Here is a 13,877-nt window from a genome sequence, read left to right as displayed (position 1 = left end):
AGAGCGGGCGCGAAGTGGGTCGCACACCGGTGCCCCTGGGGGCGCACGCGCGCTCCAGGGGCACCGGTTCAGCTGTCACCGGGGAGGTCAGCCGCCGAGCGCGCCGCCCGCGGCACCGGTCGCCGCCTGGGCGACCATCGGGTCCGTGCTGAGGTGGATGACGCCGTAGTCGTACGCGTGCCGCCGGTAGACGACGCTCGGTTCCTTGGTCTCGGAGTCGACGAACAGGTAGAAGTCGTGCCCGACCAGTTCCATCTCGTAGAGGGCCTGGTCGAGTGACATCGGGGACGCGACGTGGGTCTTCTCGCGAACGATGAGGGGGCCTTCGCCCTTGACCTCCAGCGAACCGATCTTCTTGGTCGGAATGCCCTCCGGCTCGTCCTCGTGGACGACGCTGCCGTTCCCGTTCAGCGTCGCTGCGCCGGGGACGGTGTCGGCGACGTCCGCGGCGGAGAGCCTGCCCGCGCCGCGGCGGGTGTAGCGCTTGTCGTGCTGCTTGCGCAGCCGGGCCTCGAGCTTGTCCGCCGCCAGGTCGAGTGCCGCGTACGGATCGCTTGCCGCCGCCTCCGCCCGGATCACCGGACCGCGGGAGCGAAGCGTGATCTCCACTCGGTCGCAACGGTCGGCCTGACGAGGGTTGGGCTCCTTGGACACCTCCACGTCGAGGCTGATCACCTTGCCATCGAGCTTCTGGATCTTCTCCAGCTTCAGCTTCTCGGCCACGTGCTTGCGGAACCGCTCGGGCACCTCTGTCTTGCGGCCCTTGACGACGATGTCCACGCAGAACTCCGTTCCCGGATCGCTCCGCTCCACTGGCGGAGCATCTCCCTTTTGCACCAGGCTCCGGTGTGTCCCGGAACCTCGGACTCGGTGACTTTCACCTCCTCCTCCCCCGCGGACAAGATCTCCACCCCACCGGTACGGGTGATTGCAGAAAACCCGCAGCACGGCATTCGGATATGCGAGGTGCGGCCTGCGCCATTGCCTCACAACCGAACATATCTCGCCCGGACGTATGTCGTCACCCTCTACCGAGGCGTACCTCCGTTCAGGTGAATTGGCCCTCTCATTACCTGCAACGATGGAAGTTCTCAGTCAGTTCCGGTTTATTTCGAAAGAGTCGGGCGGCGCAGCGACCACTGCCGCGCAGATCAGGTCACCGACCGCGCTCATACCCAGCATTCCCCGGACCGCTTGTGTCCGGATGGACCCTGTCGCCGTCGCTTCCGCGGTCGTTTCCGGCATCCGTTCCCCTGCCCTCCGTACCTCTGCCGCTTCCCAAGTCGCTGCGGCGTATGCGTCCGTCATCGCGGCCCGTACGGCGCGTGCCGCCTCCGCCAGCGAGGCACCCGTCGTCATCAGGTCGTCCACCACCACGACCCTGCCACCACCGGCGAGAAACCGCGCGCCACCGGAGGCCACCTCCAGGGCCCCCGCGAGATTGCCCAGCCGCTGCCTGGAGTTGAGCCCCGACTGGTCGGCCACGGTCCGCCGCTGGCGCAGCACGCCGAGCACCCGGGCCGATGTTCCCGTGCGTCGCAGCTCACCAGCCGCGGCGAGCGCGATCCGCCGCGCCGGGTCGTGGCCCCGCGCCCGTACCGCCCGCCGTGAGGACGGCACGGGGACCAGCAGTACGGCGCCATCGGTCATCGCCCGGCCGCTCTCGGACCCCAGCTGCCCGTTCCCGGGCCTCAGCCGCCCGTCCAGGCGTGCCGGACGTCCACCCGGACCCTTTTCCTGCCGGCACGCCAGCGCCGCTCTTACGGCCCCTGCCAGGGCCGCTCCCAGCGGCGCGGCGAGTGTCAGGACGCCCCGTTCCTTGTGGGCGAGAAGCGCCGCGCGCACCTCGTCCTCGTACGGGGCCGCAGCGTGCACCACGGGCAGCCCCCTCGGCTCCGGCACCGGTCGCACCCGGCTCGGCACGGCCCCGCTCAAGGCCGCACGGCACTCCGGGCAGAGCACCGCGCGAGGCCTCCCGCAGCCTCCGCACTCGGCCGGCAGCACCAGATCGGTGAGGTCCTGCCACCACCCCCGCATGCCCACCACTGTGCCAACGCACGCGCCGCCCTGCCACCCCTGTGGATAACTCCGGGCCAACTCCGTGTGGACAACACGCCAGCGGCGGTCGTCGTACGGGCGACGCACGAGCCGGTCACCCCGGATGGGCCGAACAAAACCGGCCACCCGGGGCAGACCGGCCACCCGGGATGGACCGACTACCCGGGATAGACCGGCGCCGTCCCTTCCTTGACCACCTTCTGCCACTGCGCCCCGGACGACAGCCGCACTATCCCGTCCTCCGCCGTGTACCCCACCAGCGGCAGCCGCTCGTCCTCGGACGCGGCGATCTCCTTCACGCCCGTCAGCGCGGCGGGCGTCGGGCCCACCGGCGTGGAGCCGTCGACCTGGACGTAGCGCATCTGCTGCACGCCACCGTGCTCGTGCCCGACCACCACGAGCCGGCTGTCCCCGGCCCACGACATGGCTGTGACGTCCTCCAACTGCGGTGTCACCGAATGCGGTTCGAGGACCGAGACGGACGGCTGCTCACCGGACGCGATGTTGCGGACGATGCGACCGATCTGCAGCGACCGTTTGCCGTCCTTCTCGACGATCAGTGCGATCCGCACGCCGTCTGCAGCCACGCGCACCGCTTCGATACGCCCGTCGACACCCGGTGTCTCGACCGTCAGCGGCGCGCCCGTGCCCTTCTCCAGCAGCAGCAGCCGCGGGTCCTTCGGATCCCGGTCGGCCACCCACAGGTCTCCCCGGCCGTCCCAACTGGGCGTCGTCAGCCTGTCGTTCGTCGTCTTGCCCGCACTGTGGAAGACCGGATCGCCGACCGAGCCGCCCGACAGCAGCGACCCGACGTACAGCGAGTGCCCGTCGGCCGACACACCAGCCGCCCTGTCCTCGTCCCGCGACACCGCGGCGGACCGCAGCTTCTTGTCGCCCAGGCCGAGGCCACCGGGCACCGCGTCGGGTTCCTTGTCACTGTTGCCGCTGGGCATCCGCACCAGCCGCTGCTTGCCGTCGATGAAGTACTGGTACTCGGGACGCTTGCCCGTGCCGTGCACGGCGTTCGTCTCCGCCTGGTTCTCGTTGAGGACACACAGCTGTGTGCCGTCCGACCGCTGAAGCTCCACTTCGTCCACCGCCGTCGGCGACAGATCCTGGAGTGTGAAAAGGAGTTGGGCCGCCATCCGTGTGCACTGGGGCCGCCCGACACGGTCGGCCTTTCCGTTCAACGGCACCGTGATCTTGTTCTGGTCGTCGGGCGTCAGCGACTTGACGCCCTTCTTCAGCGCCGTGCCGGTCGGGAAACTCGACGTCACCACCGGGCGGAGCCAGCGCGTCGGACCGTCCAGCAGTGTCCGGATCATCTGCGTCACCGGATCGACCTTGCTGCGCACATAGACGGGATCGGCGACGGTCCCGGGCTGCCCGACCGTCCCGGCGGGCACGTTCGAGGCGAAGTAGTACTTGTTGACGGACACGTAGTTGCGCTGGAAGTCGGACTTGCCCATCACCACGCCCTCCGGCAGCCCGTCGATGCGCCACTGCTTGGTGTCCTTCTGCCGCACGAGATGCACGGTCCCGCTGTACGAGCCCGAGTCCGGCACGTACGCGTGCTGCCCGTCCACCTTGGCGACCTTGGCGCCGGACAGGTTGTACGAGTACTCGTCCGTGCCCTCCCTCGTCCCGGACTGCCCCGCCGCGGCGTTCGGCCCGTTCTCCAGCACGGTCGTGGACCGGTAGGGGTCCCACTTCTTGCGGGCCTGCGCCGTCAGATACTTGCTCGCCGTCTCGTACTGCGGATCGTCGCTGGTCAGCGCCTCCAGGAAGCCCTGCACGATGTCCGGGGGCCGGGCGTCCGGACGCGGCGGCATCGCGAAGACCCGGACCTGAGAGTCCTCCCGGGGCGTGGAATCCACTCCCTGCAGGTCCCCGCTGTCCGGCATCGAGGCGCACCCGGCCAGCAGCAGCGCACCGCAGCCGATGTACGCCCCCACGCGCGCGGGACGCCGACGGCCGCTCCCCTCGCGGTCAGCGCCCACGAAAACCCTCCCCATGTCCGAGCCCGTCCGGCTTGCCCCGCCCGACCTGCTTGCCCCGGCCGACTTCCTCCGGCTCGCCGGCGTCCCGGCCGCGCTTCTCCTCACCGGCCCGCTCCCCGCCCGGAGCGGACGGGGCGTCCTGCTGACGTACGGCCCCCGTGGGACGTGGCACCACGCGCGCACCGTTGCCCGGCAGCGCCGTCGGGTCCGCCGTGGGCGCCGCTCCGCTCAGCCGGGGCACTATCGGCGCCCGCGTCGGCATGGGAGGCGGCGCACTCCCGCCCGCGGGCTGCAACGGCACGGTGGCGAGCTTGCCACTGCCGTCGAGCGGCAGACCGGCATCATTAAGTCCACGATTACGCCGTGAGTCCTTGGGTTCCAGGGGTATCGGGGAGCCCCGCAGCGGCTCGTCGGCGGTCCGCGGCAGCGTCAGCCGGAACTGCGAACCGCCGCCCGGCTCGCCCCACGCCTGGAGCCAGCCGCCGTGCAACCGCGCGTCCTCCAGGGCGATGGACAGCCCGAGTCCCGTTCCACCGGTGGTACGCGCGCGTGCCGGGTCGGCCCGCCAGAAGCGGCTGAAGACCCGGGTCGCCTCGCCGGGCTTGAGCCCCACTCCGTAGTCGCGCACCGCGACCGCGACCGCCCCGCCCGCCGCGGCGAGCTTGACCACCACGTCCTTGCCCTCGCCATGCTCCACGGCGTTGACGACGAGGTTGCGCAGCACGCGCTCCACCCGCCGGGCGTCGGCCTCGGCGACAACGGGCTGCTGGTCGCCGACCACCCGCACCCGCGAGCCCTTGCGCTCGGCGAGCGGCTCCGCACCGCTCACGACGCGCCGTACGACTTCCCTCAGGTCTATCGGCTCGGCCTCCAGCGCCGCCGCGCCCGCGTCGAACCGGCTGATCTCCAGCAGATCCGCGAGGAGCGTCTCGAACCGGTCCAGCTGATCGGCGAGCAGCTCGGCCGACCGGGCGGTCATCGGATCGAAGTCCACGCGCGCGTCGTGGATGACATCGGCCGCCATCCGCACGGTCGTCAGCGGTGTCCGCAGCTCGTGCGACACGTCGGAGACGAACCGCCGCTGCATCCGCGACAGGTCCTCCAGCTGCTGGATCTTCAGTTGAAGGTTCTGGGCCATCTTGTTGAAGGCCTCGCCGAGCCGCGCGATGTCGTCCTCGCCGGTGACCTTCATACGTTCCTGCAGGCGCCCGGCGGACAGCCGCTCGGCAATGCCCGCCGCCATCCGCACCGGCGTGACGACCTGGCGCACCACCAGCCAGGCGATGGCCCCGAGGAGCACCACGACGAACAGCCCGGCCGTCGCAAGCGTCCCCTTGACCAGGCTCAGCGACTTCTCCTCCTGCGTCAGCGGGAAGAGGAAGTAGAGCTGGTACGGGTCACCGTTGAGGTCGTTGACCTGCTTGCCGATGACCAGCGCGGGCTGGGACTCCTGGCCGTTGGTGTAGATGATGCGGGTGTAGCTCTGGGCCGCGCCCGTACCCTCGTCCACGCGTTGGCGCAGGTTGTCGGGCACGCTGAGGGTCGGCTGCACCTTCCCCGAGGCGCGCGGCCCGGGTCCTCTGTCGTCGTCCGAACCGGTCGTGCCGAGCGTCACCACGTCGAACGCACCCTGACCACCGCTGGACAGGGAGGCCACGAGGTCGCTCATCCACTGGATGGGGTTCTGCGACGAGCGGCCGCCCGTGCCGGACCCGTCGTCGCCCCCCGAGATCGCGGCCGCGTCCGCCTTCTGTTTGGCCGACGTGAAACCGCCGGCCGCCTGGCTCTGCGACGCCTTCACCTTGGCGTCCAGCAGCCCGTTGCGCACCTGGCCGATGACGACGAAGCCGAGCAGCAGCACCACGCCCAGCGACATCAGCAGGGTCGTGACGACGATCTTGAGCTGGATGTTGCGCCGCCACAGCCGCATGACGGGCAGCAGCGGGCGGCGCACCCAGCGCATGAAAAGCCGAAGGACCGGGCTGCCCTGGACCCCGCCCTGCAGCAGCCCGCCCTCTATGAACTGTCCCCAGCGGGACCCCGCCGTCTTCCGGCCGACAGGCCGCCCCGCGCGGTTCCCCGGCTGACCGGGCGCCGAAGCGGCACTGTCCCGGGACATGTCAGCTCGGTCCGGCCTTGTAACCGACGCCACGGACGGTCACCACGATCTCCGGCCGCTCCGGGTCCTTCTCGACCTTGGAGCGCAGCCGCTGCACATGCACGTTGACCAGCCGGGTGTCCGCCGCATGCCGGTAGCCCCACACCTGCTCCAGCAGCACCTCACGCGTGAACACCTGCCACGGCTTGCGCGCCAGCGCCACCAGCAGATCGAACTCCAGCGGCGTCAGCGCTATCGACTGCCCCTCCCGCTTCACAGAGTGACCGGCGACGTCGATGACAAGGTCACCGATCGCCAGCTGTTCCGGCGCCGGCTCCTCCGAACGCCGCAGTCGCGCCCGGATCCGCGCCACCAGCTCCTTCGGCTTGAACGGCTTCACGATGTAGTCGTCGGCGCCCGACTCGAGGCCGACCACGACATCGACGGTGTCGCTCTTCGCCGTGAGCATCACGATCGGCACCCCGGACTCCGCCCTGATCAGGCGGCACACCTCGATGCCGTCCCGGCCGGGAAGCATCAGGTCCAGGAGCACCAGATCGGGCTTGGTCTCGCGGAAAGCGGCCAGCGCCTTGTCGCCGTCGGCTACGAAAGACGGCTCAAAACCTTCACCACGCAACACAATGCCGAGCATCTCGGCCAGTGCGGTGTCGTCATCGACGACAAGGACTCGTCCCTTCATAAACGACATCATCCCATTAACTAAATCGTTACCTGGCGTGACCTGCCACACAGCTCTGCAAGCGCCTCTGCCGTCACGGGCGACACAACGCCCTCTTCGGTGACGATCGCCGTCACCAACTCGGGTGGCGTCACGTCGAACGCCGGGTTGTACGCCTGTGTCCCCAGGGGTGCCACCGGTATCCCGCCTCCCGCTTCCACTCCCGCCACCGGCACCTGGGGTGCTGTGACCTCGGTCACTTCATGGCCGGCACGCTGCTCGACTTCGATGGATGCTCCGTCCGGGGTGTCCGGATCCACCGTCGTCACCGGCGCCACCACGATGAACGGCACATGGTGGTACCGGGCCAGCACCGCGAGCGGATAGCTCCCCACCTTGTTCGCCACCGAACCGTCGGCCGCGATGCGATCGGCTCCGATCAGCACCGCGTCCACCTCCCCTGCCGCAAACAGCGAGCCCGCCGCGTTGTCCGTGAGCAAGGTGTACGCCATCCCGTTGCGCGCCGCCTCGTATGCGGTCAACCGCGCACCCTGCATCAGCGGCCGCGTCTCGTCCACCCACAGCCTGCGCAGCCGCCCCACCCGGTGCGCCGCCAGGGCCACCGCGAACGCCGTGCCCTCACCGCCGGACACCAGCGCCCCGGTGTTGCAGTGCGTCAGGACGCGGTGCCCACCGCCCGGCAGCAGCTCGTCGAGCAACGTGAGGCCGTGCCGGGCCATGCGCGCGCTGGCCTCGGCATCCTCCCGGTGCAACGCCCGCGCGGCCGCGAGCGCCGCCCCGGCGGCCTGCTTCTGGTCACCACCGCCCCCGAGCGCCGCGCGGTAAGCCGCATGTGCCCGGTGCACACCGACGGCCAGGTTCACAGCCGTGGGCCGGGCACCGGCCAGCGCGTTCGCCGCCTCGTCCACGTCGAAGCCACGGGCGGCGGCGAGCGCGACGCCGTACGCCCCGGCGATACCGAGCAGCGGCGCCCCGCGCACGGCGAGCGTGCGGATCGCCTCCACCAGCGCCGGTGCGTCGGTGCACACCCGTTCGACCTCCTCGGCCGGCAGCCTCGTCTGGTCGAGGAGGGCCAGCACCGGGCCCTCCGGTGGCTCGTCCCAGCGGATCGCCCGTATTGCCGTCGGCCCGCTGTCGTCGCGGGATTGCGCGTACTGATCAGCCATCCGCCCAGTCTGCCCCGTACCCGGCGGACAATTGAAGGTGTCCAGCCCATACGGCAGCCGGTCCCTTGCCCCGCACCCCGTGGCACGATGGCTGCCAACCTGCCGCCGCGACCGCGGACGGGCATCGTGAAGGAGCGACGATGAAAGACACTCCGGGCTGGGCCTCGCCCGGATCTGCCCCCTCCGACGGGCAGGAGCCGGACCAGACCGGCCCTGCGCAGCCCGCTGACGAGAGCGGCGCGGATCAGCCCGGCCCGCCGTCGAAGTGGTCCAAGGAGCAGCCCCCGGCCGGCCAGTGGTCCGCGCCCAGCCCCCAGGACACCCCGCAGGCCCCACCGCCACCGCCGCCGCCCGGCCCCGGCTGGGGAGGCGGGCACCCCGGCGGTCCCGGCCCCGGCTACGGAGCCCCCGGCGGATACGGCGGCTGGGGAGGCAACTGGGGCGGCCCGCCACCCGCGGCCAAGCCCGGCGTGATCCCGCTCCGCCCGCTCGGCGTCGGTGAGATCCTCGACGGCGCCGTCTCCACGATGCGGACGTACTGGCGCACGGTCCTCGGCATCTCGCTGACCGTCGCCGTCTTCACGGAGATCATCGTCGTCCTCCTGCAGGGCTTCGTCCTGGACGACAGCGCGAGCACGGACACCCTCAACGACCCCAGCGCCACCGTCGGCGAGCTGGGCCGCGCCCTGGGCGACACCATGCTGAACTCCGGCGTCGTCCTGCTCATCACCCTGCTCGGCACCATCGTCGCGACGGCCCTGCTCACGTCCGTGACCAGCCGCGCGGTGCTCGGCAAATCGGTGACCACCGCCGAGGCCTGGCAGGACGCCCGCCCCCAGCTTCCGAAGCTGTTCGGCCTGACCTTCCTGCTCCCGCTCATCGCCGCCGCGGTCGCCGCCGCAGGAACCCTGCCGGGCATCCTCGCCACGGTCGCAGGCGCCGGCGACGCGGGCATCACGCTCACCGTCCTCGGAGGTCTCGGCGGCACCGTCGTCGCGATCTGGCTGATGATCCGCTTCTCGCTCTCCTCGCCCGCCCTGATGCTGGAGAAGCAGGGCATCCTGAAGGCGATGAGCCGCTCCACGAAGCTCGTCCGCGGCTCCTGGTGGCGGGTCTTCGGCATCCAGCTGCTCGCCACGATCATCGCCAACATCGTCGCCTCGATCGTCGTGATCCCGTTCGCCTTCCTCGCCGCTGCTCTCAGCGGCGACGGCGTCACCGGCTTCCTCAACAGCGGCAGCGGCAACCTCGGCTGGACGTTCCTCATCATCAGCGGGGTCGGCTCGGTGATCGGATCCATGCTCACGTTCCCGATCACCGCGGGCGTCACCGTGCTCCTCTACATCGACCAGCGCATCCGCCGCGAAGCCCTCGACCTCGACCTGGCCCGCGCCGCCGGCGTCCAGGACTACGGCTCCCACGCGCCCGGCACCACTCCGGGGAGCTGATGCCGTGAGCCCGGCGGGGGGAGTTCTCACAGCTCTGCTGACGCTGTCGCGCACCGGCGACGAACCTCCGGTGACGACCCCGCGCGACCCCGCGCGGGAGGCGGCCAGGCGTGAACTGTCCAAGCGGATGTACCACGAGAACGAACCCGGCCTGATCCAGCGCGCCTTGAACGCCTTCTGGGAATGGGTCGACAAGCTGCTCGGCGCCGCCTCCACCGCGACCCCCGGAGGCACTCTCGGGCTTGTCGTCATCGTCCTGGCGGTGCTGGCCGTCCTCGGTGCGCTGTGGTGGCGCCTGGGCACCCCCCACCGCGCCGCCACCTCGTCCGCCACGCTCTTCGACGACCGCCCCCGCAGCGCCGCCGAGCACCGCGCGGCCGCGGAGGCGCACGCCGCCCAGGGCCACTGGAACCAAGCCGTCCAGGAACGCATGCGCGCCGTCGTCCGCTCCCTGGAGGAACGCGCCCTCCTCGACCCGCGCCCCGGTCGCACCGCGGACGAGGCAGCCGCCGAAGCCGGCCACGCCCTGCCTTCCCACGCGGACCGACTCCGCGCCGCCGCCCGGGACTTCGACGACGTGACGTACGGCGGACGAGCCGCCGGCTCCAGCGCGTACCACCGGCTCTCCGAGCTCGACCACGACCTGGAACGCACCAAGCCCGTGCTCGCGAGCAGCAGCAGTGCCCAGAGCACACCCCACGGCACCCGCCGGGAGGGCTCCCGATGACCGAGGCGACTTTCGCGCCTTCCTCCACCTCGGCCTCGCCCACCAAGCGTCAGGTATGGACCCGCACGCGCGGCATCGTTCTCGCCGTCGTGGTCCTGTTGATCGCCGCCGTCGCGATCGCCGCGCTCCGCTCCGGTGCCCAGCACGGCCGCCTCGACCCGCGCTCCGCCGACTCCCACGGCAGCCGCGCCGTCGCCGAACTCCTCGACGACCGGGGCGTGACCACGCGCGTGGTCACCACCCTGGACGAAGCCCGCGCCTCGGCCGGCCCCGACACCACCCTCCTGATCGCCGCCCCCGACCTGCTGACCGACCGCCAGCAGACCCGCCTGCGAACGGCGACCGCGGACTCCGACGGCCGTACGGTCCTCGTCTCCCCCGGCATCCCGTCCGTGCACACCCTGGCTCCCGGAGTCACCGCGGACCCCGCTCCCAGCTTCGACTCGACGCTCTCGCCCCGCTGCGAGCTGCCCGCCGCCCGGCGAGCGGGCACCGCCGACACCGGCGGCATCCGGTACACCGCCACCGGCCTCGACGCCGACACCTGCTACCCCAGCGACGGCCTGCCCACCCTGCTCCGGATCCCGGCAGCCGCCGGTGGCGGCGACACCGTGGTCCTCGGCGCCCCCGACATCCTCTACAACGACCGCCTCGTCGAGCAGGGCAACGCCTCGCTCGCCCTTCAACTTCTCGGTTCCCGCCCCCACTTGGTCTGGTACCTCCCCTCGCTCTCCGACGACTCGGCCACCGACTCCGGCCGCCAGGGTCTCTTCGACCTGCTCCCCTCGGGCTGGCTCTGGGGCACCCTGCAGCTCTTCATCGCCGCAGCCCTGGCCGCCCTCTGGAGGGCACGCCGGCTCGGCCCCCTCGTACCCGAACGCCTCCCCGTCGCGATCCGCGCCTCCGAAACCGTCGAAGGCCGCGCCCGCCTCTACCGCAAGGCCAACGCCCGCGACCGCGCCGCCGCAGCCCTGCGCTCCACCACCCGCACCCGCCTCGCCCCCCTCGTCGGCGTACCACCCGCCCAGGCGCACACGCCCGAAGCCCTGCTCCCCGCCCTGTCCGCCCACCTCCACGGCGACGGCCAGGCCCTGCATTCCCTCCTCTTCGGCGCGCCGCCCCGCGACGACGCAGCCCTCATCTCCCTCACCGACCAACTCGACGCCCTCGAAAGAGAGGTACGCCGTTCATGATGGCCCCGACCACTGACAACGCCGGGTACGCCGGGGATCCGGGCACCGCCCGCGCCTCCCTGGAATCCCTGCGCTCCGAGATCGCCAAAGCCGTGGTCGGCCAGGACCCCGCCGTGACCGGTCTCGTCGTCGCCCTCCTCTGCCGCGGACACGTTCTACTTGAAGGAGTCCCCGGAGTAGCGAAAACGTTGCTCGTCCGCGCCCTCGCATCCGCGCTCGAACTCGACACCAAGCGCGTCCAGTTCACTCCGGACCTGATGCCCAGCGACGTGACGGGCTCCCTCGTCTACGACGCCCGCACCGCGGAGTTCTCCTTCCAGCCCGGCCCGGTCTTCACCAACCTTCTCCTCGCGGACGAGATCAACCGCACCCCGCCCAAAACCCAGTCGTCCCTCCTCGAAGCGATGGAGGAACGCCAGGTCACGGTCGACGGCACGCCGCGCCCGCTCCCCGATCCCTTTCTCGTCGCCGCGACTCAGAACCCGGTCGAGTACGAGGGCACCTACCCCCTCCCGGAAGCCCAACTGGACCGCTTCCTCCTCAAACTGACGATCCCTCTGCCCTCCCGCCAGGACGAGATCAACGTCCTCACCCGCCACGCCGAGGGCTTCAACCCACGCGACCTCCGCGCCGCCGGCGTACGCCCCGTAGCAGGCCCCGCGGACCTGGAAGCCGCCCGAGCCGCAGTCGCCAAAACAGCGATCTCCCCCGAAATCACCGCCTACGTAGTGGACATCTGCCGCGCCACCCGCGAATCCCCGTCCCTCACGCTGGGCGTTTCCCCGCGTGGAGCCACGGCCCTCCTCGCCACCTCACGCGCCTGGGCATGGCTGACAGGCCGCGACTACGTCATCCCGGACGACGTGAAGGCATTGGCCCTGCCGACCCTCCGTCACCGCATCCAACTCCGTCCGGAGGCCGAAATGGAGGGCGTGACGGCCGACTCCGTCATCACCGCGATCCTCGCCCACGTCCCCGTGCCCCGCTGATGGCACTCACCGGCCGCGCCGCCTTCCTGGCGGCCCTCGGCACGCTCCCTGTCGGCATCTGGGAACCGAGCTGGACAGGCATCCTCGCCGTGAACGCCCCGCTGGCCCTGGCCTGCGCCTGCGACGCGGCCCTGGCCGCACCCGTACGTCGCCTCGGCCTGACGCGCTCCGGCGACACCTCGGTACGTCTCGGCGACACCGCCGACGTCACCCTGACCGTCACCAACCCGTCAGGGCGCCCGCTACGCGCACATCTCCGCGACGCCTGGCCCCCGAGCAGCTGGGAGTCCGGCACCGAGGTAGCCGCCTCCCGTCACCGCCTGACGGTCCCTGCGGGCGAACGCCGCCGACTGACAACCCGCCTGCGCCCGACCCGCCGCGGCGACCGCATGGCCGACCGCGTCACCATTCGTTCGTACGGCCCCCTCGGCCTCTTCTCTCGCCAGGGCACCCACAAGGTCCCCTGGACGGTACGCGTCCTGCCGCCCTTCGCCAGCCGCAAACACCTCCCCTCGAAACTGGCCCGCCTGCGCGAACTCGACGGCCGCACCAGTGTGCTGACCCGAGGCCAGGGCACGGAGTTCGACAGCCTGCGCGAGTACGTCCCGGGCGACGACACCCGCTCCATCGACTGGCGCGCCACGGCCCGTCAGACCACGGTCGCCGTACGCACCTGGCGTCCCGAACGCGATCGCCGCATCCTTCTGGTCCTGGACACGGGCCGCACATCGGCGGGCCGCGTGGGCGACGCCCCACGCCTCGACGCCTCCATGGACGCCGCCCTCCTCCTGGCCGCTCTGGCCTCCCGGGCCGGCGACCGCGTGGACCTCCTCGCATACGACCGCCGTGTCCGCGCCCTGGTGCAGGGCCGGGCGGCTCGCGATGTCCTTCCGTCCCTGGTCAACGCGATGGCCACGCTGGAACCGGAACTCATCGAGACGGACGCTCGCGGCCTCACGGCAACTGCCCTCCGTACGGCACCCCGCCGTTCCCTGCTCGTACTGCTGACCAGCCTCGACGCGGCCCCTATCGAAGAAGGCCTCCTCCCGGTCCTCTCCCGTCTCACCCAGCGTCATACGGTCCTGGTCGCCTCGGTCGCCGACCCGCACATCGCCGCCATGGCAACGGCCCGGGGAAACCCCGACGCGGTGTACGAGGCGGCAGCCGCGGCACAAGCCCAGGCGGAGCGCCATCGCACGGCCGAGCAACTACGCCGTCACGGTGTCACTGTCGTCGACGCGACTCCGGACGAACTGGCTCCTGCTCTCGCGGATGCCTATCTGGCTCTGAAGGCCGCAGGCCGCCTGTGACGGACAAAGGAAAAGGGGGCCTCTTGTTTCAAGAGGCCCCCTTAAACGCAGAAAACCCCCGCACCAAAGGTGCGGGGGTTTTCTTTAAAAGGAGTTCGGCGGCGTCCTACTCTCCCACAGGGTCCCCCCTGCAGTACCATCGGCGCTGTGAGGCTTAGCTTCCGGGTTCGGAATGTAACCGGGCGTTT

General features: G+C 71.1%; 11 protein-coding genes and 1 rRNA gene. 5 read left to right on the top strand and 7 right to left on the bottom strand.

Annotated elements, in window-relative coordinates; genetic code table 11:
• Positions 1-87: 87 nt before the first annotated feature.
• From raiA to mtnA, 6 genes are all read right to left on the bottom strand, one after another.
• Entirely contained in the window at positions 88-813 is a 726-nt protein-coding gene (raiA, locus tag ABZS97_RS15370; RefSeq protein ID WP_356137739.1) for a ribosome-associated translation inhibitor RaiA, read from the bottom strand.
• A 282-nt stretch (positions 814-1,095) separates the two neighbouring features.
• On the bottom strand, positions 1,096-2,037 hold the full coding sequence (locus ABZS97_RS15365; RefSeq protein WP_356137737.1) for a ComF family protein: 942 nt from the start codon (positions 2,035-2,037) through the stop codon (positions 1,096-1,098).
• Positions 2,038-2,216: 179 nt separating this feature from the next.
• The gene (locus tag ABZS97_RS15360; protein ID WP_356137735.1) at positions 2,217-4,058 is read right to left on the bottom strand and encodes an LpqB family beta-propeller domain-containing protein; all 1,842 of its coding nucleotides are present in this window, start codon (positions 4,056-4,058) and stop codon (positions 2,217-2,219) included.
• Positions 4,048-6,177, bottom strand: coding sequence for an MtrAB system histidine kinase MtrB (gene mtrB / locus ABZS97_RS15355; protein WP_356137733.1), 2,130 nt, complete (start codon positions 6,175-6,177; stop codon positions 4,048-4,050). Before mtrB ends, ABZS97_RS15360 begins: the two co-directional genes overlap by 11 nt.
• 1 nt (position 6,178) lies before the next feature.
• Positions 6,179-6,868 (bottom strand): two-component system response regulator MtrA, encoded by a 690-nt coding sequence (mtrA, locus tag ABZS97_RS15350; RefSeq protein ID WP_150136091.1) that lies wholly within the window; start codon positions 6,866-6,868, stop codon positions 6,179-6,181.
• Between the two features lie 8 nt (positions 6,869-6,876).
• Positions 6,877-8,022 carry an S-methyl-5-thioribose-1-phosphate isomerase gene (gene mtnA / locus ABZS97_RS15345; RefSeq protein WP_356137731.1) on the bottom strand — a complete coding sequence of 382 codons (1,146 nt, stop codon included), beginning with the start codon at positions 8,020-8,022 and terminating at the stop codon, positions 6,877-6,879.
• A gap of 140 nt (positions 8,023-8,162) precedes the next feature.
• Between mtnA and ABZS97_RS15340 the strand changes: the two genes are divergently transcribed.
• The 5 genes from ABZS97_RS15340 to ABZS97_RS15320 are packed head-to-tail and all read left to right on the top strand — an operon-like array spanning position 8,163 to position 13,689.
• Positions 8,163-9,470 (top strand): hypothetical protein, encoded by a 1,308-nt coding sequence (locus ABZS97_RS15340; RefSeq protein WP_356137729.1) that lies wholly within the window; start codon positions 8,163-8,165, stop codon positions 9,468-9,470.
• Positions 9,471-9,474: 4 nt separating this feature from the next.
• Entirely contained in the window at positions 9,475-10,197 is a 723-nt protein-coding gene (locus ABZS97_RS15335; protein ID WP_356137727.1) for a DUF4129 domain-containing protein, read from the top strand.
• A complete protein-coding gene (locus ABZS97_RS15330) occupies positions 10,194-11,390 on the top strand; it encodes a DUF4350 domain-containing protein (protein WP_356137725.1) in 1,197 nt (398 codons plus the stop codon). Before ABZS97_RS15335 ends, ABZS97_RS15330 begins: the two co-directional genes overlap by 4 nt.
• On the top strand, positions 11,390-12,379 hold the full coding sequence (locus ABZS97_RS15325) for a MoxR family ATPase (protein ID WP_356137723.1): 990 nt from the start codon (positions 11,390-11,392) through the stop codon (positions 12,377-12,379). The genes ABZS97_RS15330 and ABZS97_RS15325 overlap by 1 nt, the downstream gene beginning before the upstream one ends.
• Positions 12,379-13,689, top strand: a complete 1,311-nt coding sequence (locus ABZS97_RS15320) for a DUF58 domain-containing protein (RefSeq protein WP_356137721.1) — start codon at positions 12,379-12,381, stop codon at positions 13,687-13,689. The genes ABZS97_RS15325 and ABZS97_RS15320 overlap by 1 nt, the downstream gene beginning before the upstream one ends.
• A 93-nt stretch (positions 13,690-13,782) precedes the next feature.
• On the opposite strand, the gene rrf is transcribed toward ABZS97_RS15320, so the two are convergent.
• Positions 13,783-13,877: ribosomal RNA gene (gene rrf / locus ABZS97_RS15315) — 5S ribosomal RNA — on the bottom strand; the annotation flags it as partial.

It is taken from the genome of Streptomyces sp. NPDC005485 (assembly GCF_040606085.1).
GTDB lineage: Bacteria > Actinomycetota > Actinomycetes > Streptomycetales > Streptomycetaceae > Streptomyces.
This window is presented reverse-complemented; position numbering and strand designations above follow the sequence as displayed.